Origin of the sequence: Streptomyces sp. NPDC012474 (genome assembly GCF_042955185.1) — a bacterium.
Taxonomy (GTDB): Bacteria; Actinomycetota; Actinomycetes; order Streptomycetales; family Streptomycetaceae; genus Streptomyces; species Streptomyces cahuitamycinicus.
Genome location: NZ_JBIBEP010000006.1, coordinates 187,841 through 213,676 on the forward strand (window position 1 = coordinate 187,841; position 25,836 = coordinate 213,676).

The following is a 25,836-nucleotide window of genomic DNA, read 5'->3' on the forward strand; positions in this document are numbered from 1 at the left end:
CGCCTCGCCCCCCCGAACGCGGGACGGGCTTTGGCCGCCCCGCCGGTCCTCGCGGTACCGTCGTCCGACGGCGTCACGCAACGCACCCGCCCCGGAGGGGACTTCGTGGGGATTGAGAGCGACCAGGTCGTTTACGAGTATCTGAGCCGCGTCGGCGACGTGGCCCAGCAGCGGCAGTTGTCGTCGGCCACCCGTATGCGACTGGTCGCGGACCTGCGCAACGAGATCGACAAGCGCCGCGCGAAGGCCACCGTCGACTCGCCCGCCGCCGTCCGCCGCATCCTGTCCCGGCTGGGCAGCCCCGACGACATCGTGACCGCCGCGGCGGGCGGCACGGGCGGTGAGCCGCACAGTGCCGCCCCCGCCGCCGTCCCCGTGCAGCGCGAGGCCGAACCGCAGGAGCGGGCGAAGGGAGTCGTGCGGCGCGTCGTACCGCGTCCCCGCCCGGCGCGGCCCGCCGCGGAGTCGCAGCCCGCGCCCTCCGACGGCCCGGCCCCGCCGCATCTGGCCGCCGGGCACGAGCTGGGCGACAGTGCGGTCCGGCCGGACTGGTGGCGGGTGGACAGCAGTCCCTTCGGCGTGGGCGACGAGGTGCCCGGCTTCGTGGGCGGCGTCGAGCTGCCGGACCTGCTGAAGCCGCCGGCGCCGCGCAAGGCCGGGAAGGAGCAGCCGGCGGCGGAGGAGACGGAACCGGTCGTCGAGGCGGCCGAGGTGGCCGAGGCGGCCGGGAAGGGGAGCCGCCGCCGACTGCCGCGCCTGCCCGCCGGAGGCTGGAGCAACCCGCTCCTCCTGGCCGCGGCCGCACTCCTCGTCGCCGGTGCCGTGCTCGGCAACTGGTTCGTCCTCCTGCTCGGCTGGCTCATCGCCTACGCCTCACGCCGCCTGTCCCAGGCCGAGACGAAGTGGGCGGTGGTGATCCTGCCCGGCCTCTCCGTGGCGGGGGGCCTGGTCTGGCTGTGGGGCCGGATGAACGGCCGCTGGGGCGACCCGATCGCCGAGGGCCACATGAACGACGCGGTGGCCCAGACCTGGCCGTGGGTGGTGCGGGGAGCGGCGGTGGCGTCGGCACTGTTCCTGGTATGGCGCTCCCAACGCTCGCGCTAGCCGCTCCCAGCCCTCGCGCTAGCCGCTCCCAGGCCTCGTGCCGGGCCGGTCACAGGCGTCGCGCCGGGCCGGTTCCAGCGCTTACGCCGGGCCGGTCCCAGGCGTCGAGTCGCCGGTCCCAGGCCTCGCGCCGGGCCGGGCACGGCCGTCGCGTCGGCGGTCACAGCCGTCACGCCAGCCGCGAACAGCCCTCGCGGCGGCCGGGCACAGGCGGACGTCTGCCGTTCACCCCGCCTGGGCACAATGGCCCATATGGCACTCACCGTCGGCTTCGACCTCGACATGACCCTCATCGACTCCCGTCCCGGCATCCGCGCCTGCTACCAGGCGCTGTCCGAGCGGACGGGGACGTACATCGACGCCGACCTGGCGGTCACCCGGCTCGGGCCGCCGCTGGCGGAGGAGCTGGTCAACTGGTTCCCGGCCGAGGAGGTCGCGGGAGTCGCGGACCTGTACCGGGAGATGTACCCGTCGATCGCCATCGCCGCGACCCCGGCGATGACCGGCGCCCGGGAGGCCATCGCGGCCGTACGGGAGGCCGGCGGACGCGCGATAGTCGTCACCGCCAAGTACGAGCCCAACGCCAAGCTGCACCTCGCCCATCTGCGCATCGAGCCCGACGCCGTCATCGGCGACCTGTGGGCCGAGCAGAAGGCCGAGGCGCTGCGCGAGCATGACGCGGGCATCTATGTCGGCGACCACGTCGGGGACGTGCGCGGCGCCCGGACCGCCGGGGCCCTCGCGGTCGCGGTGGCGACCGGCCCCTGCCCTCCGGAGGAACTGCGCGCGGCGGGCGCCGACGTCGTCCTCACCGACCTGACCGAATTCCCGCGGTGGCTTTCGGACTACCGTCCCGCGCGCGCCTGACGCCGGCCCGCCGCCACGGAACGCAGCACTCCCGCACCGGCCATCAGGAATCCGACGGCCATGAGCATGCTCAATCCGAACATGTACGTCGGAAAGGGCGACGTCCCGAGGAACAACGGGGCGACAGTGACCAGTGTGGCCACGGCGCCGATGAAGAAGACGACGGCTCCGGCACGGACCAGGCGGTCACCGGGAGCGGTGGAATTCGTTTGGGTTTTGTCACGCACCCGACCAGGGTAGTTCCCAGCGCGAAGGAACAACCGGGTGACGTCTTGTCACCGGCTGCAAGAGCATTAGCCTGGGTACCGGCGGGTCCGTACGGCCCGCCCGAGTGCTATCAAGAGCCGTTTCCAGAAGCAGTTTTCCGACGAGTACGAGGACGAGGACAGACGTGCCTACCGGCAAGGTCAAGTGGTTCAACAGTGAGAAGGGCTTCGGCTTTCTCTCCCGCGACGACGGCGGTGACGTCTTCGTCCATTCCTCCGTCCTCCCCGCCGGAGTCGACACCCTCAAGCCGGGTCAGCGCGTGGAGTTCGGCGTGGTCGCCGGGCAGCGCGGCGACCAGGCACTGTCCCTGGCGATCCTGGACCCGACCCCGTCCGTCGCCGCCGCGACCCGCAAGAAGCCCGACGAGCTGGCCTCGATCGTGCAGGACCTGACGACGCTCCTGGAGAACATCACGCCGATGCTGGAGCGGGGCCGCTACCCCGAGAAGACCGCCGGCAAGAAGATCGCGGGACTGCTGCGCGCGGTCGCCGACCAACTGGACGTCTGAGGCCTCAGGGAAAACGCAGCGCGTCCGGGCCGAGGGGCGGTACGAGCCCCTCGGCCGCCGCGCGGGTGAGCAGCCCGCGCACGGCCGCGTAGCCGTCCTCGCCGAGCCCGGCGGTGAACTCGTTGACGTACAGGCCGATGTGCTGGTCGGCGACGGCCGGGTCCATCTCCTGGGCGTGCTCCATGACGTACGGCCGGGACACCTCGGGGTCGTCCCAGGCGGCGCGCACGGACGTCCGGATGGAGTCGGCGAGCAGCCGCAGCTTCTGCTCGCCCAGCGACCGCTTGGCGATGATCGCGCCCAGCGGGATCGGCAGCCCGGTGGTGTCCTCCCAGTGCTCGCCCATGTCGGCGAGCTTGTGCAGCCCGTAGTTCCGGTACGTGAAGCGCGCCTCGTGGATCACGAGGCCCGCGTCGACCTTGCCGTCCCGCACGGCCGGCATGATCTCGTGGAACGGCATGACGACGATCTCGCCGACCCCGTCCGCCACGGTGTCCGCGGCCCACAGACGGAACAGCAGGTAGGCGGTCGACTTCTCGCTCGGCACGGCGACGGTCCGGCCCGTGAGTCCCCCAGGCTCTCGGCTTCGCTCGAGCAGGGAGGTGCCCCCACCATCGGCCTCCCGCGTCAGCACCAGCGGCCCGCAGCCACGCCCCAGCGCGCCCCCGCAGGGCAGCAGGGCGTAGTCGTCGAGGACGTAGGGCAGCACGGCGTACGACACCTTCAGCACGTCGAACTCGCCGCGCTCGGCCATGCCGTTGGTGACGTCGATGTCGGCGAAGGTCACGTCGAGGGCAGGGGCGCCGGGGACGCGGTCATGGGCCAGGGCGTCGAAGACGAAGGTGTCGTTCGGGCAGGGCGAGTACGCGATCCGCAGCTGCTCAACTGTCATGCCGGTTCCAACTCTCCAGTACGGGCGTGAGCTTCCCGAACCCCTCGGTCAAGGCTGCCAGAGCGTCCGGGATGCGCCAGGCGGCGCGGTCCCTCGGCCCGACGGGATTGGAGATCGCCCGGATCTCCAGCACGGGCACCCCCTGTGCGACGGCGGCCTCGGCGACGCCGAAGCCCTCCATGGCCTCGGCGAGGGCGGTGGGGTGCCGCTCCCGCAGCGCGGCGGCCCGGGTGGCCGTCCCGGTGACCGTCGACACCGTGAGCACGGCCCCGGTCCGGGCGCCGGTGGCGTCCGCGACCCGCCGTACGAGATCCGCGGGCGGCTGATGCCTGACGGTCCCGAAGCCGAGCTCGGTGACCGGCACGAACCCGTCCTCGGTCTCGGCCCCCAGATCGGCCGCGACGATACCGTCGGCGACGACGAGCGATCCCACCGGCGCCCCGGGCTGGAACCCGCCCCCGATCCCGGCGGACACCACGAGGCGGTAGGGCTCGCCACGCAGGGCGGCGGCGGTGAGGGCGGAGGCGGTGCGGGCGGCCGCGAGAGCGGGCCCCACACCGACGGCGATCACCTCGATGCCGGTACCACCGGGGAAGGCCCTGGCCACCGCGTCCCGCTCCACGGGAACGGCGGTGGCGACCAGTACCCGGTCAAGCCCAGCGGAAGCGATCAGGCATCCTTCTTGAGCTTGAAGTTCCACAGGCCGGACGCGTCCTTCTCGCCCTCCTTGATGGACACCAGCGTCGAGTTGCCCTGCGCGCCGTACTGGGCGTTGAAGAACACGCTGCCCGGGATCGTGCGGTACGTCTTCGTGCTGGAGTCGGTCAGCGGCTGACCGTTCATGAGGATCGTCCAGCCCTTGTCGGCGATCTCGGGGTCGACACCGAAGCGCACGGTCTCGTCCGGGTCGACGGAGATGCTCTTGATGCCCTTGTCCTTCAGGCACCCGGCGAGATCGGACTGCTTCAGGGCACCGCCCTCGCCGCCACAGGTGGCCCCGGAGTTCACCGAGTCGCTGCCCACGGTGACCGTGGCGATCGGCGTCGGCTTGTCACAGGCCGACAGGACGAGCAGTCCGGCGGATACGACGCCGACGACAGCGACGGCGCGGCGGCGTCGCACAACGGATTGCAACGTGTTCATGGGCGAAGGTTATCGGGCCCGCGGGTCGCACCGCCCACGCGGGGTACGGCCTCCCTCGGAGATCCATCGGAAGGCCCCACCCGGCCGCGGGCCCCACCCGGCTCCGGGCCGTACCCGGCTCCGGGCCGTACCCGGCCCCGGGCCGCACCTGCCCCCCGCCCCGCCCGCCCCTACGCCACGCGTGCCTGCCCCGTGCCCCCGCGCCGGGCCGAGCCGAGCAGACCCCGTACGGTCGTCAGCCACCCGGTGCCGACGATCGCCGCGCCCACCGCCAGCCCGGCCGTGCCGTTGAGCGGCATCACGATGCCGACCGCCCCGCCCAGCACCCAGGACATCTGCAACAACGTCTCGGAGCGTGCGAAGGCCGACGTCCGGACGGTCTCCGGCACGTCCCGCTGGATCAGCGCGTCCAGCGACAGCTTGGCCAGGGCCTGCGCGAACCCGGCGATCGCGGCCAGGCCGGCCACCAGGATCGCGCCGAAGAACACCGCGGCCGTGATCGTCGCGCCGGCCACGCAGGCCACGACCGTCAGGATGATGATCTCCGGCGCCCGGGAGCGCAGCCACGCCCCGACGGCCGTGCCGAGCGCGTTGCCCACGCCCGCCGACACGCCCACTATCCCCAGCGACACCGCGGCGCTCTGGCCGGACACCGGGTGCTCGCGCAGCAGGAACGCCAGGAAGAAGATCAGGAACCCGGTCAGGCAGCGGATGGCGGCGTTGGCGGCCAGGGCGTGGGTGACGGCCGGGCCGACGGTGCGCAGCCCGGGGCGCTTGACCGGCTGCCGGTGCGGCCCGTGCAGGTGCTGCTCGTCCGCCGCCAGCAGGGCGCGGTCCTCGCCCTTGGCGGAGTCGACCTTCGACGGCAGCGTGAACGACAGGATCGTCCCCGCCACGAAGAGCACGAGGGCGCCGAAAAGGGGCCAGCGCGGTCCGATCTGCTGGAGTCCGGCGCCGATGGGCGCGGCGATGCCGGTGGCGAGGAGACCGCCGAGGGTGACGCGCGAGTTGGCCTTCACGAGGGAGAAGCGCGGTGGCAGCAGCCGGGGCACTACGGCGCTTCTGACCACGCCGTACGCCTTCGACGAGACGAGGACGCCCAGCGCGGCCGGGTACAGCTCCAGTCCGCCGCTGACGACCGCGCCGGACAGGACGATCGCGAGCAGCGCCCGGGCCAGCATCGCGCCGGCCATCGCGGCGCGGCGGCCGTGCGGGATGCGGTCGAGGAGGGGTCCGATGACGGGCGCGAGGAGGGTGAAGGGCGCCATGGTGATGGCGAGGTACAGGGCGACGCGGCCACGGGCCTCGTCGGTGGGCACGGAGAAGAAGACGGTGGAGGCCAGGGCGACGGTGATCATGACGTCGCCGGCGCCGTTCACGCCGTGCAGTTCGATCAGCTTGCCGAGGCCGGACTCGCCGGCGCCGTGCGCGTGGGTCGCCTTGCGGATGCCGCGTGCGGTGCCGGTCACGGGGAAGTGCAGGGCACGGCCGACCGCACGGAGGGAGCCGCGCAGACGGCCCGGTCCGTTCAGTCGGCTGCTTCCCTTGACCCCATTCGACCCACCGGTCCCGGTGGCGCCCGGGGGTGTCTTCGCGGCTGCCACGTCGTCATAGTGCCCCGATAAGGCTGTGGGTAGTGCCATTACCGCTTGTATAGGGCCTGTGGGGTGACTGTCCGGGGCGGCGGCTCAGGGTCCGGTGGGCGGCGCAACAGACCCGTCGGTGTACGCGACGTGGGGCGGAAGGGTAGCGTGCGTATCTCAGCCATCCCGCAAAATGGATGAAGGATGTCGACGCGGTCCCCCGGTCCGCTCCGTCCGCCCCCGCGCTGGGAGTGGCGCACCCGTGAGACGGCGTATGGAGAGAAGCGATACCTGTGAGCGCAGCGACAACGCGAAGCCGCACCCCTGACCGTCTGTGCGCCGAGGCCGTCGACCTCGCACGCGCCGCAGCCGAGGAGGCCGCCGCACCGGGAATCGTCGGGGAACACGTGGGGGTGGTCTCCGAGGGAGACCGCGTGGTCACCCACTTCTTCCAGTGCCTGGAGCTCGGCTACCGGGGCTGGCGCTGGGCCGTGACGGTGGCCAGGGCGTCCCGGGCGAAGATCGTCACGGTGGACGAGGCGGCCCTGCTGCCCGGCCCGGACGCGGTGCTGGCCCCCGAGTGGGTGCCGTGGAGCGAGCGGCTGCGGCCCGGCGACATGGGGCCGGGCGATCTGCTGCCCACCGACGCCGAGGACCTGCGGCTGGAGCCCGGCTACACGGGTGAGGACGAGCCCGCGCCGAACGTCCCCGTATCGCACGAGATGGCCGACCTGGTCGAGGCGGAGGACGCGGACCTCACCACCGAGTCCCCCTCCGGCTTCACGGTCGCCCCCCTGCGCGGTTCGATCCCGGCGGTCGCCGAGGAACTGGGCATGCGCCGGGCCCGTGTCCTGTCCCGCTACGGCCTGCACACCGCGGCCGACCGCTGGGAGGAGGCGTTCGGCCCCAAGACCCCCATGGCCCAGTCGGCCCCCGCGGCCTGCGTCAGCTGCGGCTTCCTCGTGCCCATCGGCGGCTCCCTCGGCCAGGCCTTCGGCGCCTGCGCCAACGAGTTCTCCCCGGCCGACGGCCGCCTGGTCTCCCTCGCCTACGGCTGCGGCGGCCACTCGGAGGCCGCCGTCATGCCCCGGCCGCCCCAGCCGGCCGCCCCGGTCATCGACGAGACCCGGGTCGACCCGTTCCCCCTGCGCCCCTCCCCGGACTCGGGCTCGGTGACGCCGACGGCGGACCAGGACACGGAGGAACTGGGGCACTCGTAGCGGTCGACGGGCCCGCGTCGGGCAGGCGCACGGCGGGTGCTCCCCAGGCGGTACCTTCATCCTCACGTCCACGAGGAGAAGGAACGGAACGTGAGCAGCAAGTTCGTGCGGCCCGCCGCCGAGGGGGCCGATCCGTTCGGTACCGCCCGTCTGCGGCGCGGCGTCCTCGACGCCTGGGCCACCAGCCCCGCCCGGTTCCGTGAGGACGCCAACGCCGAGGAGGACCTCGCCCTCGGCGGCTACCGGGACCGGCTCGTCGTGGAACTCGCCCAGAACGCCGCCGACGCCGCGGCCCGGGCCGGGCTGCCCGGACGGTTGCGGCTCACCCTGCGCGACGGGGTGCTCGTCGCCGCCAACACCGGAGCCCCGCTGGACGCGGCCGGAGTCGAGTCGCTGTCCACCCTGCGGGCGTCGGCCAAGCGGGACACGCGGGACACGGCCTCCGTGGGACGGTTCGGCGTCGGCTTCGCCGCCGTGCTCTCCGTCACCGACGAACCCGCCGTCGTCGGCCGGCACGGCGGGGTGCGGTGGTCGCTCGCCGAGGCCAGGGCGCTGGCCGCCGAGACCGCCCGGCACAGCCCCGGCCTCGGGGACGAGGTCCGGCGGCGGGACGGCCACGTCCCCCTGCTGCGGCTGCCGTACGCCGCCGAGGGCACCGCCCCCGCCCCGTACGACACCGCCGTCATCCTGCCGCTGCGTGACGCGGCCGCCGCCGATCTCGCCGAGCGGCTGCTGCGGGCCGTCGACGACGCCCTGCTGCTCGCCCTCCCCGGACTCGAAGAGCTCGTCGTCGAGATCAACGGGGAGAGCCCGCGGACCCTCACCCGCCGTACCGACGGTGCCTTCACCGTCGTCGACGACTCCGCCCACGGCGTCACCCACTGGCGCACCACCGCCGCCCACGGCCCCCTCACCCCCGGCCTGCTCGCCGACCGGCCCGTCGAGGAGCGGCTGCGGCCCCACTGGTCCGTCACCTGGGCCGTGCCCGTGGACAGCGACGGCAGCCCCGCCCGGCCCCGCACCAGCGCGGTCGTGCACGCCCCCACACCGAGCGACGAACCGCTCGGCGTCCCGGCCCTGCTCATCGCCTCGTTCCCGCTGGACTCCACCCGCCGGCACGCCGCCCCCGGCCCGCTGACCGACTTCCTCGTCCAGCGCGCGGCCGATGCCTACGCGGAACTCCTCGGCGGCTGGCGGCCGGTGACCACCGGGATCATCGACCTCGTGCCCGGCCCGCTCGGCAAGGGCGAACTGGACGGCGCCCTGCGCCAGGCGATCCTGGAGCGGCTGCCGCGGACCTCCTTCCTGCCGCCCGCGCTCCCTCCACGCGAGGGTGACGACCTGCCGGAGTCCCTGCGGCCGCGGGACGCCGAGGTCGTCGAGGGCGCGGGCGCGGACACCGTGCGGGTGCTCGCCGAGGTGCTGCCCACGCTCCTGCCCGCGGGGCTGGAGCGCCGCGCCGAACTGCGGACCCTGGGCGTCGCCCGGGTCCCGCTGACCGACGCGATCGACCGGCTGGCCGGACTCGAGAAGGAACCCGGCTGGTGGCGGCGGCTCTACGACAGCCTGGCCGGGATCGACCCGGACCGCTTGTCCGGGCTCCCGGTGCCGCTCGTCGACGGCCGTACGACCATCGGGCCCCGGCAGGTCCTGCTGCCCGGCGCGGAGGCCGGGAGGATCGACCCCGAGGTGCTGGCCCGGCTCGGTCTGAAGGTCGCCCACCCGGATGCCGCCCACCCCCTCCTGGAGAAGCTCGGCGCCCTGCCCGCGACGCCGCGGGCCGTCCTCACCACACCGCAGGTCCGGGCGGCCGTCGCCGCGTCCCTGGACGACGACGGCGGTGTGAACTGGGAGGAGGACGTCCTCGACGCCGACGAACTGGCCGACACCGTGCTCGCCCTGGTGCGGGACGCCGCTCTGGAGCCCGGTGACGAGCCCTGGCTCGGCGCGCTCGCCCTGCCCGACGAGGACGGCGAACCGGCCCCGGCCTGCGAACTCGTCTTCCCCGGCGGCCCCTTCGCCCAGGTCATGCGCGAGGGCGAACTCGCCTCCGTGGACGCCGAGCTGGCCGGCAAGTGGGGCGAGCAGCCGCTCGCCGCCTGCGGTGTCCTGGTGAACTTCGCGGTCGTCCGCGCCACCGACGTCGTCCTCGACCCGGACGAACTGGAGCCCCGCGAGGGTGACTTCACCGAACCGGACGACCCGGGCCTGCTGGACGCCGTCGACGTGTGGTGCGAGGACATCCTCGACCGCTTCCCGGACAGCCCGGTGCCGCCGGTCGCCACCGAGATCATCGCCGTGCGGGACCTGGACCTCGTGGACGAGGACAAGTGGGCGCAGGCGCTGACGCTGCTGTCCCGGCCGCCCCTGCGGGACGCCATCGTGCAGCCCGTGCGGATCCTGCTGCCGGACGGGACGCACGAGGTCGTCCGGCCGTACACCGCGTGGTGGCTGCGCGGGAACCCGGTCCTCGACGGCCGCCGCCCGGCCGGTCTGCGGGCCTCCGGCGGCGACTCGCTGCTGCGCGGGCTCTACGACGAGGCCGACGCGACCGGCTTCGAGGACGAACAGGTGCTGCGGGCGCTGGGGGTGCGCACCTCCGTCGCCGCCCTGCTGGACGAGCCCGGCGGTGCCGCCGAACTGCTCGACCGGCTCGCCGACCCCGAGCGGGAGGTGACGGGCGCTCAGCTGCACGCCCTGTACGGGTCGCTGGCCGAACTGGACCCGGAGCAGGTGACCCTGCCGGACGACCTGCGGGCCGTCACCGACGGCCGGGTGGAGGTCGTGGACGCGGCCGACGCGGTGGTCTGCGACTCGCCCGACCTGCTGCCGTTCACGTCCGGTGTTCCCCTGCTTCCCGTGCCGCCGTCGCGCGCCGCGGGACTGGCCGAACTGTTCCAGGTGCGGCGGCTCAGCGAGTCCGTCACCGGGCAGGTCACCTCCGAGGGCACCGAGCACGACGTCCCGGAGCCGGTGCGGGTGCTGCTCGGCCGGCGGACCCCGTCCTTCTACGTGGAGCACGAGGAACTCGTCGTCGACGGCGTGGAGATCGACTGGCGGCTCACCGACGACGGCGTCCTGCACGCCGCGACCCTGGAGGGCGTCGCCGCGGGACTCGCCTGGGCGGCGGGGCAGTGGCCGCGGCGGTTCGAGGTGGGTGCGCTGCTGGAAGACCCGTCCCGGACCGAGGAGTTGGAGCGGGACCGGTGGTTCGACTGACGCCGAATGGACGGGGGTGGCCCTGCCGGGCCGCCCCCACCGTCGTCGTCAGTCCGCCTCGGGTTCCAGGAAGTAGTCGTACTTCTCCAGGTCGAGCGTGATGCCGGTCAACTGCTGGAAGCGAGCGGCGTGCTCCCGCGTCAGGGGATACACGTCGGCCAGCTGATTCGCCGGCATCCCCAGGAGCTCGCCGAAGGCCTCCGCGCCGACCGCGGTGACGTCGGTGGACGAGTCGGGGAGGTCCTCGTCCTTGGGATAGCGGGTGACAAGGAAGATCACGGCATTACCTTCCGGGATGGGTCAGCGGGCTTGGTCCGGGCTCCAGTCCGACTTGGGGTCCTTCCAGCGCTTGCGGAGACCGCCGCCCTGTACGGGTGTCTTGCCCCTGACCTTCCCGGCGTCGGGGAACTCCGGCAGACCGTTTTTTCGGCGCGGGTACCGGTGCTTCGACTGACCGGTGCGGCCGACTCGCCGCCCGAGTACGGCCGTTGGTGAAAATCCCCGCACAAATTTTTCACCAGTCGTACAACCATGCGTACCACTGGGCTATCTGATCACGTGAGTCAACAGACTCCACGATCACTTGGGCCCCGAGAGCCGACGACGAGCACCGGGGCCCCTCTCCACTTGGGGAACGCATGCGTATCCGAGCCACTGTGGCCGCCGTCACCGGCGCCCTGGCCCTCTCCGCCCTCGCCGTGCCCGCCGCGCAGGCGGACGACCACACGCCGAACCTGGCGTCGCTGGTCCCGTCCACCTCGAAGGCCACGCCGTTCACCGCCGCCGCCCCGGCGGACGAGTCCCTGGGCGACACCAAGGTCACGGCTGTGACCGTCAACGCCGGCAAGAACATCGTGGTCGGCACGACCGTCAAGAAGTCCTTCACCGTCTCCGTGACGGCCACCGACCCGGAAGGCGTCAGGGACGCCTTCGCGATGCTGTGGCACGGCCCGGACACCGACAACGCCGACGGCGCGATCGTGCCGGAGACCCTGGACGACACGCAGGTCGGCAAGTGCACCGACTCCAGAGCGACCACCGCCACCTGCAAGGTCACGCTGATCGCCGACCCGAAGGACAACATCTACCGCAACCTCCTGGCCGGCACCTGGAAGGTGTGGGCCGCCGCCGTCGGCAACGACGACGACTACGTGATCCGCGAGGCCTACAAGACGGCCAAGGTCCAGCGGGCGTCCAAGCTGACGGTCAACGCCTCGCCGGAGCCCGTCAAGAAGGGCAAGACCATCACGGTCACGGGCAAGCTGTCCCGCGCCAACTGGGAGACCCACAAGTACGCGGGCTACACCGGCCAGCCCGTCAAGCTCCAGTTCCGCAAGAAGAACAGCAACACCTACACCACGGTCAAGACCATCAAGTCCAACTCCACGGGCCAGCTGAAGACCACCGTCAAGGCCTCGGTGGACGGCTACTTCCGCTACTCCTTCGCCGGCACCTCGACCACCCCGGCGGTCAACGCCACGGGTGACTTCGTCGACGTGAAGTAGAGGCGCGCCCCGAAAGGGGCGCGGGACTGTATCGATGTGCGGCTCCGCCGCGTGGGCGCGACAAGCCCCCGCGGCACCGCGCTCAAGCGGGAACGCGGCGGTCCACCCACCTCCACAGGAGTTCCAGGGTGGCCGCCGCCACCGCCGCGATGCCGACCGCGATCCACGGCATCGTCATCCCCACCAGCTTCAGCGCGAAGAAGTCCTGCAGCCACGGCACGACCAGCACCACCAGGAACGCCCCCGCCATCGCGGCGACCAGGGCGACCCGCCACCAGGTGTAGGGCCGGGCGATGATCGCCAGCACCCACATCGAGATGAGGAACAGCGTGAGGGTCGCCGCACTCGTCTCCGCGTCCAGCGCTCCCGCACCCGTGTAGTGCTCCCGGGCGATCAGATACGTCGCGAAGGTCGCCAACGCCGCCACGACCCCGCCCGGGACCGCGTACCGCATCACCCGCCGGACGAAGTTGGGCTTCGCGCGCTCCTTGTTGGGGGCGAGCGCGAGGAAGAACGCCGGGATGCCGATGGTGAGGGTGGACAGCAGGGTCAGATGGCGCGGCAGGAACGGGTACTCCACCTGGGAGCACACCACCAGGACGGCCAGCAGCACCGAGTAGACCGTCTTGACGAGGAACAGCGTCGCCACCCGCGTGATGTTGCCGATGACCCGGCGCCCCTCCGCGACCACCGACGGCAGCGTCGCGAAGCTGTTGTTCAGCAGCACGATCTGCGCCACCGCCCGGGTCGCCTCCGAGCCGGAGCCCATCGCCACGCCGATGTCGGCGTCCTTCAGGGCGAGCACGTCGTTCACCCCGTCACCGGTCATCGCGACCGTGTGCCCGCGGGACTGCAGCGCGCCCACCATGTTCCGCTTCTGCTGCGGGGTGACCCGCCCGAACACCGTGCCGCCGTCGAGGGCCTCGGCCATCCCGTCCCGCTCGGCGGGCAGCCGGCGCGCGTCCACGGTGGTGCCGGACAGGCCGAGCTTGGCGGCGACCGCGCCGACCGACACCGCGTTGTCGCCGGAGATGACCTTGGCCCGGACGTCCTGGTCGGCGAAGTAGCGCAGGGTGTCGGCGGCGTCCGGCCGCAGCCGCTGCTCCAGCACGACCAGGGCGGTGGGCTCGGCGCCCTTCGTCACCTCGGGATCGTCCAGGTCCCGCGCGACCCGGGCGAGCAGCAGCACCCTCAGGCCCTGCTCGTTGAGCCGCCCCGTCTCGGCCAGGGCCGGGTCGTCCTCCGCCAGCAGCACGTCGGGCGCGCCCAGCAGCCACCGGCCGGTCCGCCCGTCGCCCTCGCTGAACGCGGCGCCGCTGTACTTGCGGGCCGAGGAGAACGGCAGCGCCTCGGTGCAGCGCCAGTCCTCGACGGCCGGGTAGGTGTCGACGATCGCCTTCAGGGACGCGTTCGGCCGTGGGTCCGACGCGCCCAGCGCCCCGAGCACCTCGCGTACGTACGTCTCGTCGGAGCCCTGGAGCGGCCGCAGCTCCGTGACGTCCATGCCGCCCTCGGTGAGGGTGCCGGTCTTGTCGAGGCAGACCGTGTCGACCCGGGCCAGGCCCTCGATCGCGGGCAGCTCCTGCACCAGGCACTGCTTGCGGCCCAGGCGGATCACTCCGATGGCGAAGGCGACCGAGGTGAGCAGGACGAGCCCCTCGGGGACCATCGGGACGATGCCGCCGACCGTGCGGGCGACGGAGTCGTCGAAGGCGTTCTCCTTCACGAACAGCTGGCTGATGATCAGGCCGATCGCGGTCGGGACCATCATCCACGTGACGTACTTGAGGATCGTGGAGATGCCCGACCGCAGCTCGGACTGGACGAGGGTGAAGCGGGAGGCCTCCTCGGCGAGCTGGGCTGCGTAGGCCTCACGGCCGACCTTCGTCGCCTGGAAGGCCCCGCCGCCCGCGACCACGAAGCTGCCCGACATGACCTGGTCGCCCGGCTGCTTGACGACCGGGTCGGCCTCGCCGGTGAGCAGCGACTCGTCGATCTCGAGACCGTCGGCCTCGACACAGACCCCGTCGACGACGACCTTGTCCCCGGGCCCGATCTCGATCAGGTCGTCCAGCACGATCTCGGACGTGCTGACCTGGGCGGCGGTGCCGTCCCGGCGTACGGTCGGCCGCACCTCGCCGATCAGCGCGAGCGAGTCCAGCGTCTTCTTCGCCCGCCACTCCTGGACGATCCCGATGCCGGTGTTGGCGAGGATGACGAACCCGAACAGGCTGTCCTGGATCGGCGCGACCACCAGCATGATCAGCCACAGCACGCCGATGATCGCGTTGAAGCGGGTGAAGACGTTCGCACGGACGATGTCGACGGTGGACCGGCTGCTGCGCACCGGCACGTCGTTGACCTGGCCGCGCTCCACCCGTTCGGCGACCTGAGCACCGGTCAGGCCGGTCTCGCGGGAGGTGACCGTCGCCGGCCGCGCGGAGTCGGGCCGGGCACCCGCGTCGAGATGCGTCATGCATTCGACGGTACGTGCGGATTTGCCGCTTCACCCGCTGAATGCGGCGAAGATCCGACCTGGGAAGGACGGACTTCGTGCCGTGGTCGTACGGCAGTTGTACGCCGTCGGACCCCGGTGCCACGCCCCGGTGTCAGCCCGCCCGGCGGGCGGTGAGCAGCAGGTACTCCCACTCCAGGACGGTCCCGCCGGAGCCCGTGCCGAGGTCGCCGTCGCGGACGAGGTCCACCAGGGCGCCGTCGAGGGCGGCGACGCGTTCGGGATCGCCGGCGAGGTTCTTGTAGACGCTGATGGTCGGGCCGTAGCGCTCCTTGAAGTAGTCGCGGAACGTCTCCGGCGTCTCGAAGCGGTCGACCCGGACGGTGCGGCGCTCGGCGCGCACGTCCGTGACCGCGTCGCCGAGGAGGGCGCGGACATGGTCCTCGTCCCCCCACAGAGGGGGCGGCTGAGCTCCGGGCGGGGGCGGTGGCGCGTACGGCTTCATGGCGGCGAACATCCGGCCGATGAAGCCCTGGGGCGTCCAGCTCAGCAGCCCGATGGTGCCGCCCGGACGGCAGACCCGGACGAGTTCACCGGCGGCCTGCTGGTGGTGCGGGGCGAACATGACGCCCACGCAGGACAGCACGGTGTCGAACTCGGCGTCACCGAAGGGCAGGGCCTCGGCGTCCGCCTCCTGCCAGGTGAGGTGCGCGCCCTGCTTCTCGGCCGCCCGCCGGCCGGCCTCGAACAACTCGGGGGTGAGGTCGGAGGCCACCACGTCCGCGCCGGCCAGGGCCGCCGGGATCGCGGCGTTGCCGGAGCCTGCGCCCACGTCCAGCACCCGCCGGCCGGAGCGGACCCCGCACGCCTCGACCAGGACCGCTCCCAGCTCGGGGATGACCTCGGCGGCCAGGGACGGGTAGTCGCCCTGGGCCCACATCGCCCGGTGCTTGGACTTCAGGGCGCGGTCGGCCTCGGCCGCGCTGTTCCGCATCGTCATCGCTGCGCTCCTCACCGGTCCGGCGGCGGGTCCCGTGCGACGCTTTCGAGCGTTTCGCCGCCTTCTACGAGCGTAGGGAGGGGGCGGTGACGTGTCTCGCGGGAGAGCGGGCAGGAAGGTGCCTATTCGGCCGAGGGGGTCACCGCCAGCCCCTCGGTGGCCGCCGCCCGCTTGATCGCGGCATCGCGTTTGCGGACGTACCAGATGCCGATCAGTCCCAGTCCGGCGCCGGCCAGGCAGGTCCACACCCACCAGGTGTGGCCGTGGTCGTCGAACCAGCCGTAGAAGGGGAGCTGGACCAGGAAGAGGACGAACCACAGGATCGTGCCGCCGGTGATGGTGGCTACCACGGGGCCCTCCAGGGGCTCCGGCGCCTCGTGTCTGGGGGTCCATTTCGCCATGGGGACAGCTTACGAGGAGATCGCGTCTACGCGCGGAGATAGCCGATCGAGGCTTTATATGTTCATACTGAAACGGTTTATGTCTGACCACTTCTCTTCGTAGGAAACACCAAAAACATGTCCTCCTCGGCTCCTGCCAAGGTCCCCGCCCCTGAACAGCCGGGAGCCGGGCGCACGTACGGCGCACTCGACCGCTTCTTCCGGATCTCCGAACGGGGCAGCACCCTGTCCCGCGAGGTCCGGGGCGGCCTGGCCACCTTCTTCGCGATGGCCTACATCATCGTGCTGAACCCGATCATCCTCGGCAGCGCCAAGGACATGTACGGCCACCAGCTCGACAACGGGCAGCTGGTCACCGCGACGGCCCTCACCGCAGCTCTCACCACCCTCCTCATGGGCGTCATCGGCAACGTCCCGATCGCCCTGGCCGCCGGCCTCGGCGTGAACTCCGTCGTCGCCCTCCAGCTCGCCCCCCGGATGTCCTGGCCGGACGCGATGGGCATGGTGGTCCTCGCCGGGTTCGTGGTCATGCTGCTGGTGGCGACGGGGCTGCGCGAGCGGGTCATGAACGCCGTGCCCTACGGGCTGCGCAAGGCCATCTCCATCGGTATCGGCCTGTTCATCATGCTGATCGGGCTCGTCGACGCCGGCTTCGTCTCCCGGATCCCGGACGCCGCCCGGACCACCGTCCCGCTCCAGCTCGGCGGCGACGGTCACCTGAACGGCTGGCCGGTCCTCGTCTTCGTCCTGGGCGTCCTGCTGACCCTCGCGCTCATCGTGCGCAAGGTCTCCGGCGCGATCCTGATCTCGATCGTCGCCATGACGGTCCTCGCGGTCGTCATCAACACGGTGGCCGAGGTGCCGAACTGGGGCCTGACCACGCCCACGTGGCCCGGCAACCCCGTCGCGAGCCCCGACTTCGGGCTGATCGGGCAGGTCAGCCTGTTCGGCGGCTTCGGCAAGGTCGGCATGCTCACCGGCGTGCTCTTCGTCTTCACCGTGCTGCTGTCGTGCTTCTTCGACGCGATGGGCACGATCATGGGCGTCTCCGACGAGGCGAAGCTGACCGACGGCGATGGGCAGATGCCCGGCATCAACAAGGTGCTGTTCGTCGACGGCCTCGCGGTCGCCGCCGGCGGCGCCAGCTCCTCCTCCGCCACCACCGCCTTCGTCGAGTCCACGGCCGGTGTCGGCGAGGGCGCCCGGACCGGTCTCGCGAACGTCGTCACCGGCGGCCTCTTCGCCGCCGCCCTCTTCCTGACGCCGGTCGCCACGATGGTCCCCTCCCAGGCGGCCACGCCCGCGCTGGTCGCGGTCGGCTTCCTGATCCTGGCCGGATCGGTCAAGGAGATCGACTGGGCGGACTACACGATCGCCGTCCCCGCCTTCGTGACGATGCTGATGATGCCGTTCACCTACTCGATCACCAACGGCATCGGCATGGGCTTCGTCACCTTCGCGGTGCTGCGGCTGGCGGCCGGGCGGGGCCGGGAGGTGCCGTCGGCGATGTACGCGGTGGCGGCGGTGTTCGCCTTCTACTACCTGATGCCGGCGCTGGGCCTGACCTGATCCTCGTCACCGGAGCCGGGTGACCCGTAGAACCTCTCCGTCTCCTCGACGGCGGTCTGGAACCGCTGGTCGAAGTCATCTCGAATGAGCGTCCGGACGACATAGTCCTGGACGCTCATTCCCCTTTTCGCGGCCTGGTGCCGGAGCCGTTCGAGCAGGTCGTGGTCTATTCGCAGGCTGAGCACGCTGGTCCCCATGGGCATGAGGGTCGCGGCACCGTTCGGTGTGGTGGGCGCGGTTCCGCGACTTCATCACCCAAATGAGTGATGTCACGCTTCAGTGGCGGCCGTCACGGACCGTCGGGCGCGATACCGCTGGTCTTTAGCGAGAGTAATGAGTTACGCTAATGAACATGCCGGACCTCAGCCATGGCGACGACGTAGCCGCCGTGAACTCCCTCCGATCCGCAGTGATGCGGCTGTCCCGTCGGCTCAAGCACCAGCGGGTCGACGAATCGCTCAGCCCCACCGAGATGTCGGTGCTGGGCACCCTCTCCCTGTGCGGCAGGGCCACCCCGGGCGAACTCGCCCGCAAGGAGCACGTCCAGCCGCCGTCGATGACCCGCATCGTGGCGCTGCTGGAGGCCAAGGGCCTGGTCCGGCTGGAGCCACACCCCGAGGACCGGCGCCAGAAGGTCGTCACACGCACCGAGCAGGCCGAGGCCATGCTCGAGGAGAGCCGCGCCAAGCGGAACGCGTTCCTGGCGACGCTGGTGGAGAACCTCGACGAGGACGAGTGGGCGAAACTCCGCGCCGCCGCCCCCGTGCTGGAGAAGCTCGCGCACCTGTAAGCCGTATATAGCAAGGAGGCGAACCCTTTGAGTTCGGGACCCGGAGCAGCTTCCGCCCCCGCACCTGATCCCCACGACTCCCCGCCCGCCCTCGACGCACCCGCCTCCACCCGGCCCGCCCGCAAGTCCTCGATGTTCTCCTCCCTGACGGTGCGTAACTACCGCCTGTTCTTCATGGGGCAGGTCGTCTCCAACATCGGCACCTGGATGCAGCGCATCGCCCAGGACTGGCTGGTGCTCAGCCTCACCGGCTCCTCCGCCGCCGTCGGCATAACGACCGCGCTGCAGTTCCTGCCGATGCTGCTCTTCGGCCTGTACGGCGGTGTCCTCGTCGACCGGCTGCGCAAGCGGCCCGCGCTGCTCGTGACGCAGTCCTCGATGGCACTCACCGCGATCGCGTTGGCCGTCCTCACGATCACCGGCCAGGTCCAGGTGTGGCACGTGTACGTCGCCGCCTTCGCGGTCGGTCTGGCCACAGTCGTCGACAACCCGGCCCGTCAGTCCTTCGTCTCCGAGCTGGTCGGCCCGGGGCAGCTCCAGAACGCCGTCAGCCTGAACTCGGCGAACTTCCAGTCCGCCCGGCTGGTCGGCCCCGCCGTCGCCGGCCTGCTCATCACCGGCGTCGGCACCGGCTACGCCTTCCTCTTCAACGGCCTGTCCTTCATCGCGCCGCTCACCGGCCTGCTGCTGATGCGCGCCCGCGAGCTGCACGTCGTGGAGCGCGCCCCGCGCGGCAAGGGACAGCTGCGGGAGGGCGTGCGGTACGTCACCGGCCGCCCGGAGCTGATCTGGCCGATCGTCCTGGTCGGCTTCGTCGGCACGTTCGCCTTCAACTTCCCCGTCTACCTGTCGGCCTTCGCGGACGACGTGTTCCACGCGGGGGCGGGCGCGTACAGCATGTTCAACACGCTGATGGCGGTCGGCTCGGTCGCGGGCGCGCTGCTCGCCGCCCGGCGGGGAACGGCCCGGCTACGGCTGCTGATCGCGGCGGCCATGGCCTTCGGCGCGCTGGAGATCCTGGCGGCGACGACCCCCACCCTGTGGATGTTCGCCCTGCTCATGATCCCGCTGGGGCTGTTCGGCATGACCGTCAACGTCACGACGAACACGAGCATCCAGATGTCCACGGACCCGGCCATGCGCGGCCGTGTCATGGCCCTCTACATGATGGTCTTCCTCGGCGGCTCGCCGGTGGGCGCCCCGATAGTCGGCTGGATCACCGACACGTACGGCGCCCGGGTCGGCCTCGCGGCCGGCGGTGCGGTGGCGGTACTCGCCGCGGCGGTGATCGGCCTGATCCTGGCCCGCGTCGGCAACCTCCGGCTGTCGGTGGGCTGGCACCGCGGGCACCCGAGGGTGCGCTTCGTGCCCCGGGAACACCAGGAGGAGCTGGCCCCGGCGGCGTAGGGGGGCCGTAGGGGCCCCGGTAAGGACGCCGCAGGGCGGCGTCAGTCGCGGGGGAACTCGCCGGTTTCGAGGACGAGCCCGACCACGGTGCCCGTCAGGTCGATCTCGTCCCCGAAGTCCAGACTCAGCTCGCCCCGGTACTCGCCGTCCTTGGGCTTGGTGTGCAGATGCCAGCGGCCGGTGTACGGATCCACGATCAGGTACACCGGCACACCGGCGGCGGCATAGGCGTCCTTCTTGGGGCCGTAGTCGTTCGCGCCGGCCTTCCTGGAGATCACCTCGGCGACGAACTCGACGTCCTGGTAGCGCCACAGCCCCTTGGCGTTCTTCGCCGCGCCCTCCGCCATCACGGTCACGTCGGAGGCGAAGCCGTTGAGGTGGCCCGGGTAGTCGACGCGGACGTCGGACTTCACGCGCTTGCGCGGGTACTTGGTGCGCAGCTGGTCGTAGATGTCCGCGATGATGTCCCAGTGGGTGTCCCGCTGAGGCGCCATGAAGATGTTCCCCCCGACGATCTCGACCTTGTAACCCTCGGGGACCGGCATCGTCTCCACCCACTCGAACATCGTGTCGAGGGTGAGTTCACCGCTGCTGTCGGCCATCTCGATCCTGTCGTCAAGGACGGTCACCGTGGCGCTCCTCCCCGGCCGCACCCGTGGATGGATCCGGCCGCGCAGTACAACGATACGCACGGTGACCAGGACACGCCCCGGGCCCACGGGACGGGCCTGCACCCTGCGGGCCTACATCTTTCGGGCCTGCACCCTGAAGGCCTACACCCTGCGGGCCAGCAACTGCCCCGGCCACTTGTTCTCGCCGACCGTGAAGGCCTCGGTCCGGTTGAAGCCGTTGGACTCGTAGTAGCGGACGAGCTTGCCGTCGTCCCCGGCGTAGCAGTCGACGCGGAGCAGGGAGATCCCGGCGCGGCGGGTCTCCTCGGCGGCGTGCGCGAGCAGGGCGCTGCCCACACCGTGCCCCTTGAAGCGGCGGTCGGAGGCCAGCCAGTGGATGTAGCGCTCGGGTTCGCCGGGCTGCGGGAGGTGGGACAGGTAGGCGCCCGCCGAGTCGGTGAGGGTGAGGGTGCCGGCCGGGACGCCGTCGGCGTCGGCCATGAACACGCTGCCCTCCGCCATGTACCGGCCGACCGACTCCACCGTCTTCGGGCTCTGCGACAGGGGCCGCGTCCCCCACTGCCCCGTGCGCCCCTGGGAGACCAGCCACTCCACACAGCTGTCGAGCATGCCGAGTATCGCGGGAATGTCGTCGGGCCCGCCGTCCCGGATGGTGATCCGCATGACCTCATGGTGCCAGGCTGGACCCATGAGACTCTTCGCGGCCGTGCTGCCCCCCGACGAGGTGTGCCGTGAACTCGGCGGTGTGGTCGACGCGTTGCGGGAGCTGCCCGGCGCCGACGGCATGCGCTGGACCGGCCGGCCCGGCTGGCACTTCACGCTCGCCTTCTACGGTGAGGTCGACGACGGTCTCGTCCCCGAGCTCGCGGAGCGGCTGGAGCGGGCCGCGCGCCGGACCGAGCCGTTCTCGCTGGCCGTGCGAGGTGGCGGGCAGTTCGGGCACGGGAAGGCGCTGTGGGCCGGGGCCGAGGGGGACCTGGCGGCCCTCCGGCTGCTGGCCGGGCGGGCCGAGGCGGCGGCGCGCAAGGCCGGGGTGCCGATGGGGGAGCACCGGCGGTACAAGGCCCATCTGACCGTGGCGCGGAAGCGGGAGGCGGGGGACGTGCGGGCGTTCCTGGACGTGCTCGCGGGATTCACGGGCCGGGCCTGGACCGTGCGGGAGCTCTGCCTGGTGCGGAGCAATCTGCCGACGTCGGGGGTCCCGGGGGAGCAGCCGCGGTACGAGGCGGTCGGGCGCTGGCCGCTCGGGGGCGCCGGTTAGGCTCGGTGCCGTGGACCCGAAAACCCGTAACCGGATCATGGCCGGTGTGCTCGTGCTGATGTTTCTCGTCGTCGCCCTGGCTTCCGTGCTGGGGAGGTAGGGCGGTGGGGGAACTGCGGACGGCTGCTTTTCGGCTGCGGGCCGGTGGGGCTTGTCGCGCAGTTCCCCGCGCCCCTGAAGGGGCGCACCTACCAGGCGAAGGCCTCCGGTGACGGCCCCGGGCCCGGGAAGATCTCGTCCAGGCCGGTCAGAAGCTCCTCGGACAGCTCCAGCTCGGACGCGCGGACCGCGGAGGCGAGCTGTTCGGCGGTGCGCGGGCCGACGATCGGTCCGGTCACGCCGGGGCGGGTGAGCAGCCAGGCCAGGGCGGCCTCGCCGGGCTCGATGCCGTGCTTGCCGAGCAGCTCCTCGTAGGACTGGATCTGCGCGCGGGTGCCGGGGTCGGCGAGCGCGTCGGCCGCCCGGCCGGAGGCGCGGCGACCGCCCTCGACCTCCTTCTTGATCACGCCGCCCAGCAGTCCGCCGTGCAGCGGCGACCAGGGGATGACACCGAGGCCGTACTCCTGCGCGGCCGGGACGACCTCCATCTCGGCGCGCCGCTCGGCGAGGTTGTAGAGGCACTGCTCGCTGACCAGGCCGATGGTCCCGCCGCGCCGGGCGGCGATCTCGTTGGCCTGGGCGATCTTGTAGCCGGGGAAGTTCGACGAGCCGACGTAGAGGATCTTGCCCTGCTGGACCAGCACGTCGATCGCCTGCCAGATCTCCTCGAAGGGAGTGGCGCGGTCGACGTGGTGGAACTGGTAGACGTCGATGTAGTCGGTCTGGAGCCGCTTGAGGCTGGCGTCCACGGCCCGGCGGATGTTGACCGCGGAGAGCTTGTCGTGGTTGGGCCAGGCCGGGCCGTCCGCGCCCATGTTGCCGTAGACCTTCGTGGCGAGGACGACCTTGTCGCGCCGTCCCTCGCCCTGGGCGAACCAGTTGCCGATGATCTCCTCGGTGCGGCCCTTGTTCTCACCCCAGCCGTATACGTTTGCGGTGTCGAAAAGGTTGATGCCTGCGTCCAGCGCCGCGTCCATGATGGCGTGGCTGTCGGCCTCGTCGGTCTGCGGGCCGAAGTTCATGGTGCCGAGGACGAGCCGGCTGACCTTGAGTCCCGTGCGTCCGAGCTGCGTGTACTTCATGGTCCCCAAGCCAACGTCTTGAAGTGCGCTCCAGGCAAGCACGAAATTCGGGACTGCCGTGAGTCCTGGGCACGGACGCCGTCGCGGTACGGGCCGCCGGCCGGCGGCCGCCGGGGCACGGCCGGTCCTCGCCCAGCGCTACGCCTCGTAGAGACCCGCCAGGTCCCAGCCCTGGTGCATCGCCTCCGCGAAGGCCGCCGCGATCTTGTGTTCGCCGCTCGCGTTGGGGTGGGTGCCGTCGTAGGTGTCGGTGGCGACGTCGTACGACGGCGGGGGCGAGGCCAGCAGGACGGGGGAGCCGGGCTCGTCGAGGTCGGCTGCCGTCTTGGCGAGGAGTTCGTTGAAGCGGGCGACCTCGACGGCGAAGGCCGCGTCCGTCTGGGCGCGCACGTTGGGGATCACCGGCAGCCACACCATCCCCACCCGGCGGTTGGCCGCCCGTGCCTCAGCAGTGAAGGCCCGGACGTTCTGAGCGGTCTGCTCCGCGTTCGTGTAGAAGCCGAGGTCGATCAGGCCCAGGGAGACCAGGAGGACGTCCGCGCGGCACGACCGCACCGCCTCGCCGATCAGCGGCGCCATGTGCTGCCAGCCCTCGCCCCAGCCGGCCAGGTGGGCGCAGGGGAAGTCCGGTTCGGCGTAGGCGTACGACACCGGGGCCTCGGCGAGCTTGTCGTAGAGCGTCTCGCGCGGCCCGACGAGGGTGCAGGGGCTGCCGTAGGAACGGCACAGGTGCTGCCACAGCCGGTAGCGCCATGTGTGTTCGCCCGTGCTTCCGATCGTCATGGAGTCACCGACGGGCATGAACCTGAGCATCCGCTCATCATGGACGATCACGTCACCGGGCGGGGTGTGAGTCGGGCCACGCCCGGTGTCCGGCCGACCTCCTTGATCCCCGGCCGCGGTGAACCGCCGCTGAACCGCCGGGCGAGGTGGCAGGCTTGGGGCATGCGCAGACCGATCGCCCTCCTCGCCGCGGCCCTCCTCACGGGTGCCCTCGCCGTGCCCGCCTCCGCCGCCGACGGCGACGAGAAGTTCACGATCAAGGATCCGCGCATCACCGAGTCCAGCGGCCTGGCGGCCTCGCGACAGCACCCCGGCATCTACTGGACGCACAACGACAGCGACGACGGGGCGTACCTCTACGCCGTCGACAGCGCGACGGGCGAGACGGTCGCCACCATCACCATGTCCGGTGTGGGCAGCCCGCGCGACGTCGAGGCCGTCTCCGTCGGACCGGACGACCAGATCTACGTCGGCGACATCGGCGACAACCTCGGTGGCACCTGGCCGTACGTCTGGATCTACCGGCTGCCCGAGCCGAAGAACCTGCGCGACCAGACGATCAAGGCCACGCAGTACGTCGTGAAGTACTCCGACGGCGCGCGGGACGCCGAGTCCCTCGTCGTGCACCCGAAGACCGGCCGCGTCTACATCGTCGACAAGAACGAGAAGGGCGGGCACCTGTACGAGGGCCCGGCGCGGCTCTCCCCGGCCGGGTCGAACACGTTCCGGCCGGTCGCGGCCGTACCCGACCTGGAGGCCACCGACGCCACGCTCTCCCCGGACGGCGAACACCTCGTGGTACGCAGCTACTTCGGCGCGATCGCGTACGACTGGAACGGCGGGAAGATCAAAAAGGAGGAGCGGCTCGGCGTGCCGTTCCTGGGGCAGGGGGAATCCGTCACCTACACCGCTGACGGCAAGAAGCTGATGTACGGCGCCGAAGGGGCGGACAGCCCGGTGGAGCCGCAGGACGCTCACGGGAGCGGCGGCTCCGACTCCCGCTCAGGCAGCGGGAGTTCGGCCACGTCCGACGGTGGGGGAGACGGGCTGAGCGGCAATCTCAAGACCGGCGCGATCGCCGCGGGTGCCGTTCTGGTCGCCCTGTTCGGCTTGCGGCGGCTGATGCGCCGGGGTTAGGGCGACTTCAGCCAGGCCCGACGAGATCCTCGATCCCGGTTTCGTCGTCTCCGGCCCCAACGGCCCCGCCCGGCCGTGACTCCCGCGGAGATTTCGTCGGCAGCCCCTCAAGCCCCCTGTGCCTTGCGCTCCGCCACCAGGACCTCCAGCCCGTCCAGGATCCGCTGCAATCCGAACTCGAAGTGGTCGAAGTCCGTGCCGAAGGCGTCCTCGGAGAGTGACGCCATGACCGGGTAGCGGCCCGACGCCATGGCCTTCTCCAGCATCGGCACCTGCGCCTGCCAGAACTCGGCGTCCGTCAGGCCCGTCCGGCGCTCCGCCTCCCGCTCGTACAGCTGAGAACGCGCGGCCCCTGCGACATATCCGTCGGTCAGGATGATCGCGGAGACCAGTTCGGGGTCGCTCAGTCCCATCGGGCGGATCAGGGTCAGCACCCTCTCCATGCCGTCGAGGGCGCTCGGGCCGAGGATCGGCCGGGACTGGTTGACCTGGAGCAGCCAGGGGTGGCGGCGGTAGAGGGCGAGGGTCGCGCGGGCCAGTGCCTCAAGGGCCGCGCGCCAGCCGCCGTCGCCGAGGTCGGCGGGGTTCTCGGAGGGGCGCTGCACCCGGTCCAGCATGAGGTCGAGCAGCTCGCCCTTGCCGGGGACGTAGCGGTAGAGCGACATGGTGCCGGTGCCGAGTTCGGCGGCGACGCGCCGCATGGAGAGCCCCTCCAGCCCCTCGGCGTCCGCCAGTCGGACGGCTGCTTCCACGATCCGGTCCAAGGTCAACGCCGGCTTGGGGCCGCGGCTGGGGCGGCGGCCGGTGTCCCAGAGCAGTTCGAGGGTGCGGGCGATGTCGCCGCTGCCGCTGGTCTCCGTACCGCCCGTGCCACTCGTGCCGCTCGTCATGGAGCCCAGCTTAGGTCCTCGC

27 protein-coding genes are annotated in these 25,836 nt (G+C 71.7%); 11 read left to right on the forward strand and 16 right to left on the reverse strand.

Annotated elements, in window-relative coordinates; all coding sequences use genetic code 11:
* Window positions 1–105 precede the first annotated feature (105 nt).
* Both ACFY9S_RS16070 and ACFY9S_RS16075 read left to right on the forward strand, forming a co-directional pair.
* Window positions 106–1,104 (forward strand): hypothetical protein, encoded by a 999-nt coding sequence (locus ACFY9S_RS16070; protein ID WP_391128164.1) that lies wholly within the window; start codon window positions 106–108, stop codon window positions 1,102–1,104.
* A 243-nt stretch (window positions 1,105–1,347) separates the two neighbouring features.
* Window positions 1,348–1,971 carry a haloacid dehalogenase-like hydrolase gene (locus ACFY9S_RS16075; RefSeq protein ID WP_391128167.1) on the forward strand — a complete coding sequence of 208 codons (624 nt, stop codon included), beginning with the start codon at window positions 1,348–1,350 and terminating at the stop codon, window positions 1,969–1,971.
* On the opposite strand, the gene ACFY9S_RS16080 is transcribed toward ACFY9S_RS16075, so the two are convergent.
* Complete coding sequence (locus tag ACFY9S_RS16080; protein ID WP_391128170.1) at window positions 1,950–2,198, reverse strand: hypothetical protein; 249 nt, start codon at window positions 2,196–2,198, stop codon at window positions 1,950–1,952. The genes ACFY9S_RS16075 and ACFY9S_RS16080 overlap by 22 nt on opposite strands.
* Before the next feature lie 164 nt (window positions 2,199–2,362).
* On the opposite strand from ACFY9S_RS16080, the gene ACFY9S_RS16085 reads away from it, so the two are divergent.
* The gene (locus ACFY9S_RS16085) at window positions 2,363–2,746 is read left to right on the forward strand and encodes a cold-shock protein (RefSeq protein WP_033312231.1); all 384 of its coding nucleotides are present in this window, start codon (window positions 2,363–2,365) and stop codon (window positions 2,744–2,746) included.
* 4 nt (window positions 2,747–2,750) lie between these two features.
* On the opposite strand, the gene ACFY9S_RS16090 is transcribed toward ACFY9S_RS16085, so the two are convergent.
* From ACFY9S_RS16090 to ACFY9S_RS16105, 4 genes are all read right to left on the reverse strand, one after another.
* Window positions 2,751–3,638: an MqnA/MqnD/SBP family protein gene (locus ACFY9S_RS16090; protein ID WP_391128173.1), complete on the reverse strand. Its 888-nt coding sequence runs from the start codon at window positions 3,636–3,638 to the stop codon at window positions 2,751–2,753.
* On the reverse strand, window positions 3,628–4,338 hold the full coding sequence (locus ACFY9S_RS16095; RefSeq protein ID WP_391128176.1) for a futalosine hydrolase: 711 nt from the start codon (window positions 4,336–4,338) through the stop codon (window positions 3,628–3,630). The genes ACFY9S_RS16090 and ACFY9S_RS16095 overlap by 11 nt, the downstream gene beginning before the upstream one ends.
* A complete protein-coding gene (locus ACFY9S_RS16100; RefSeq protein ID WP_391128179.1) occupies window positions 4,308–4,781 on the reverse strand; it encodes a DUF2771 domain-containing protein in 474 nt (157 codons plus the stop codon). Before ACFY9S_RS16100 ends, ACFY9S_RS16095 begins: the two co-directional genes overlap by 31 nt.
* A 170-nt stretch (window positions 4,782–4,951) precedes the next feature.
* On the reverse strand, window positions 4,952–6,385 hold the full coding sequence (locus tag ACFY9S_RS16105; RefSeq protein WP_391128182.1) for an MFS transporter: 1,434 nt from the start codon (window positions 6,383–6,385) through the stop codon (window positions 4,952–4,954).
* Between the two features lie 272 nt (window positions 6,386–6,657).
* Between ACFY9S_RS16105 and ACFY9S_RS16110 the strand changes: the two genes are divergently transcribed.
* Both ACFY9S_RS16110 and ACFY9S_RS16115 read left to right on the forward strand, forming a co-directional pair.
* Entirely contained in the window at window positions 6,658–7,584 is a 927-nt protein-coding gene (locus tag ACFY9S_RS16110) for a DUF3027 domain-containing protein (RefSeq protein WP_391128185.1), read from the forward strand.
* A 90-nt stretch (window positions 7,585–7,674) separates the two neighbouring features.
* Complete coding sequence (locus ACFY9S_RS16115; RefSeq protein ID WP_391128187.1) at window positions 7,675–10,803, forward strand: sacsin N-terminal ATP-binding-like domain-containing protein; 3,129 nt, start codon at window positions 7,675–7,677, stop codon at window positions 10,801–10,803.
* A gap of 48 nt (window positions 10,804–10,851) precedes the next feature.
* Here ACFY9S_RS16115 and ACFY9S_RS16120 read toward each other — a convergent pair whose 3' ends face one another.
* Together ACFY9S_RS16120 and ACFY9S_RS16125 are read right to left on the reverse strand one after the other, a co-directional pair.
* Window positions 10,852–11,082, reverse strand: coding sequence for a hypothetical protein (locus ACFY9S_RS16120; RefSeq protein ID WP_391128190.1), 231 nt, complete (start codon window positions 11,080–11,082; stop codon window positions 10,852–10,854).
* Between the two features lie 21 nt (window positions 11,083–11,103).
* Window positions 11,104–11,310 (reverse strand): colicin E3/pyocin S6 family cytotoxin, encoded by a 207-nt coding sequence (locus ACFY9S_RS16125; protein ID WP_391128193.1) that lies wholly within the window; start codon window positions 11,308–11,310, stop codon window positions 11,104–11,106.
* A gap of 131 nt (window positions 11,311–11,441) precedes the next feature.
* Here ACFY9S_RS16125 and ACFY9S_RS16130 point away from each other — a divergent pair, with 131 nt between their 5' ends.
* Window positions 11,442–12,308 carry a calcium-binding protein gene (locus ACFY9S_RS16130; RefSeq protein ID WP_391128195.1) on the forward strand — a complete coding sequence of 289 codons (867 nt, stop codon included), beginning with the start codon at window positions 11,442–11,444 and terminating at the stop codon, window positions 12,306–12,308.
* Window positions 12,309–12,390: 82 nt separating this feature from the next.
* Here ACFY9S_RS16130 and ACFY9S_RS16135 read toward each other — a convergent pair whose 3' ends face one another.
* The 3 genes from ACFY9S_RS16135 to ACFY9S_RS16145 form a co-directional block, all read right to left on the reverse strand.
* On the reverse strand, window positions 12,391–14,784 hold the full coding sequence (locus tag ACFY9S_RS16135) for an HAD-IC family P-type ATPase (protein WP_391128198.1): 2,394 nt from the start codon (window positions 14,782–14,784) through the stop codon (window positions 12,391–12,393).
* Window positions 14,785–14,917: 133 nt separating this feature from the next.
* A complete protein-coding gene (locus tag ACFY9S_RS16140; RefSeq protein WP_391128201.1) occupies window positions 14,918–15,763 on the reverse strand; it encodes a methyltransferase domain-containing protein in 846 nt (281 codons plus the stop codon).
* Window positions 15,764–15,885: 122 nt separating this feature from the next.
* Window positions 15,886–16,164 (reverse strand): DUF2530 domain-containing protein, encoded by a 279-nt coding sequence (locus ACFY9S_RS16145; RefSeq protein ID WP_391128204.1) that lies wholly within the window; start codon window positions 16,162–16,164, stop codon window positions 15,886–15,888.
* Between the two features lie 117 nt (window positions 16,165–16,281).
* On the opposite strand from ACFY9S_RS16145, the gene ACFY9S_RS16150 reads away from it, so the two are divergent.
* Window positions 16,282–17,733 carry a solute carrier family 23 protein gene (locus tag ACFY9S_RS16150; protein WP_391128207.1) on the forward strand — a complete coding sequence of 484 codons (1,452 nt, stop codon included), beginning with the start codon at window positions 16,282–16,284 and terminating at the stop codon, window positions 17,731–17,733.
* Here ACFY9S_RS16150 and ACFY9S_RS16155 read toward each other — a convergent pair.
* Window positions 17,703–17,930 (reverse strand): ribbon-helix-helix protein, CopG family, encoded by a 228-nt coding sequence (locus ACFY9S_RS16155; protein ID WP_391128210.1) that lies wholly within the window; start codon window positions 17,928–17,930, stop codon window positions 17,703–17,705. The genes ACFY9S_RS16150 and ACFY9S_RS16155 overlap by 31 nt on opposite strands.
* Window positions 17,931–18,085: 155 nt before the next feature.
* Here ACFY9S_RS16155 and ACFY9S_RS16160 point away from each other — a divergent pair, with 155 nt between their 5' ends.
* Complete coding sequence (locus ACFY9S_RS16160) at window positions 18,086–18,523, forward strand: MarR family winged helix-turn-helix transcriptional regulator (protein WP_030849396.1); 438 nt, start codon at window positions 18,086–18,088, stop codon at window positions 18,521–18,523.
* A gap of 27 nt (window positions 18,524–18,550) precedes the next feature.
* Entirely contained in the window at window positions 18,551–19,930 is a 1,380-nt protein-coding gene (locus tag ACFY9S_RS16165; protein ID WP_391128214.1) for an MFS transporter, read from the forward strand.
* Between the two features lie 41 nt (window positions 19,931–19,971).
* On the opposite strand, the gene ACFY9S_RS16170 is transcribed toward ACFY9S_RS16165, so the two are convergent.
* Window positions 19,972–20,559 (reverse strand): Uma2 family endonuclease, encoded by a 588-nt coding sequence (locus tag ACFY9S_RS16170; RefSeq protein ID WP_391128218.1) that lies wholly within the window; start codon window positions 20,557–20,559, stop codon window positions 19,972–19,974.
* Window positions 20,560–20,703: 144 nt separating this feature from the next.
* Window positions 20,704–21,225, reverse strand: coding sequence for a GNAT family N-acetyltransferase (locus tag ACFY9S_RS16175; RefSeq protein ID WP_391128221.1), 522 nt, complete (start codon window positions 21,223–21,225; stop codon window positions 20,704–20,706).
* A 25-nt stretch (window positions 21,226–21,250) separates the two neighbouring features.
* On the opposite strand from ACFY9S_RS16175, the gene thpR reads away from it, so the two are divergent.
* Entirely contained in the window at window positions 21,251–21,823 is a 573-nt protein-coding gene (gene thpR / locus ACFY9S_RS16180) for an RNA 2',3'-cyclic phosphodiesterase (RefSeq protein WP_391128224.1), read from the forward strand.
* Between the two features lie 188 nt (window positions 21,824–22,011).
* On the opposite strand, the gene ACFY9S_RS16185 is transcribed toward thpR, so the two are convergent.
* Window positions 22,012–23,004 carry an aldo/keto reductase gene (locus ACFY9S_RS16185; RefSeq protein ID WP_391128227.1) on the reverse strand — a complete coding sequence of 331 codons (993 nt, stop codon included), beginning with the start codon at window positions 23,002–23,004 and terminating at the stop codon, window positions 22,012–22,014.
* Between the two features lie 138 nt (window positions 23,005–23,142).
* On the reverse strand, window positions 23,143–23,817 hold the full coding sequence (locus ACFY9S_RS16190) for a GDSL-type esterase/lipase family protein (RefSeq protein ID WP_391128230.1): 675 nt from the start codon (window positions 23,815–23,817) through the stop codon (window positions 23,143–23,145).
* A 132-nt stretch (window positions 23,818–23,949) separates the two neighbouring features.
* Here ACFY9S_RS16190 and ACFY9S_RS16195 point away from each other — a divergent pair, with 132 nt between their 5' ends.
* The gene (locus ACFY9S_RS16195) at window positions 23,950–24,924 is read left to right on the forward strand and encodes a WD40 repeat domain-containing protein (RefSeq protein ID WP_391128233.1); all 975 of its coding nucleotides are present in this window, start codon (window positions 23,950–23,952) and stop codon (window positions 24,922–24,924) included.
* Between the two features lie 107 nt (window positions 24,925–25,031).
* Here ACFY9S_RS16195 and ACFY9S_RS16200 read toward each other — a convergent pair whose 3' ends face one another.
* Complete coding sequence (locus tag ACFY9S_RS16200) at window positions 25,032–25,814, reverse strand: TetR/AcrR family transcriptional regulator C-terminal domain-containing protein (protein WP_391128236.1); 783 nt, start codon at window positions 25,812–25,814, stop codon at window positions 25,032–25,034.
* Window positions 25,815–25,836 lie beyond the last annotated feature (22 nt).

What these genes read in the sequence shown, in the direction of transcription:
- ACFY9S_RS16140 (WP_391128201.1), bottom strand. Translation starts at nt 15,763, where the DNA reads ATGACGATGCGGAACAGCGCGGCCGAGGCCGACCGCGCCCTGAAGTCC.
- ACFY9S_RS16200 (WP_391128236.1), bottom strand. Translation starts at nt 25,814, where the DNA reads ATGACGAGCGGCACGAGTGGCACGGGCGGTACGGAGACCAGCGGCAGC.
- ACFY9S_RS16185 (WP_391128227.1), bottom strand. Translation starts at nt 23,004, where the DNA reads ATGAAGTACACGCAGCTCGGACGCACGGGACTCAAGGTCAGCCGGCTC.
- ACFY9S_RS16190 (WP_391128230.1), bottom strand. Translation starts at nt 23,817, where the DNA reads ATGCTCAGGTTCATGCCCGTCGGTGACTCCATGACGATCGGAAGCACG.
- ACFY9S_RS16175 (WP_391128221.1), bottom strand. Translation starts at nt 21,225, where the DNA reads ATGCGGATCACCATCCGGGACGGCGGGCCCGACGACATTCCCGCGATA.
- ACFY9S_RS16100 (WP_391128179.1), bottom strand. Translation starts at nt 4,781, where the DNA reads ATGAACACGTTGCAATCCGTTGTGCGACGCCGCCGCGCCGTCGCTGTC.
- ACFY9S_RS16145 (WP_391128204.1), bottom strand. Translation starts at nt 16,164, where the DNA reads ATGGCGAAATGGACCCCCAGACACGAGGCGCCGGAGCCCCTGGAGGGC.
- ACFY9S_RS16090 (WP_391128173.1), bottom strand. Translation starts at nt 3,638, where the DNA reads ATGACAGTTGAGCAGCTGCGGATCGCGTACTCGCCCTGCCCGAACGAC.
- ACFY9S_RS16195 (WP_391128233.1), top strand. Translation starts at nt 23,950, where the DNA reads ATGCGCAGACCGATCGCCCTCCTCGCCGCGGCCCTCCTCACGGGTGCC.
- thpR (WP_391128224.1), top strand. Translation starts at nt 21,251, where the DNA reads ATGAGACTCTTCGCGGCCGTGCTGCCCCCCGACGAGGTGTGCCGTGAA.
- ACFY9S_RS16135 (WP_391128198.1), bottom strand. Translation starts at nt 14,784, where the DNA reads ATGACGCATCTCGACGCGGGTGCCCGGCCCGACTCCGCGCGGCCGGCG.
- ACFY9S_RS16150 (WP_391128207.1), top strand. Translation starts at nt 16,282, where the DNA reads ATGTCCTCCTCGGCTCCTGCCAAGGTCCCCGCCCCTGAACAGCCGGGA.
- ACFY9S_RS16155 (WP_391128210.1), bottom strand. Translation starts at nt 17,930, where the DNA reads ATGGGGACCAGCGTGCTCAGCCTGCGAATAGACCACGACCTGCTCGAA.
- ACFY9S_RS16160 (WP_030849396.1), top strand. Translation starts at nt 18,086, where the DNA reads ATGCCGGACCTCAGCCATGGCGACGACGTAGCCGCCGTGAACTCCCTC.
- ACFY9S_RS16075 (WP_391128167.1), top strand. Translation starts at nt 1,348, where the DNA reads ATGGCCCATATGGCACTCACCGTCGGCTTCGACCTCGACATGACCCTC.
- ACFY9S_RS16130 (WP_391128195.1), top strand. Translation starts at nt 11,442, where the DNA reads ATGCGTATCCGAGCCACTGTGGCCGCCGTCACCGGCGCCCTGGCCCTC.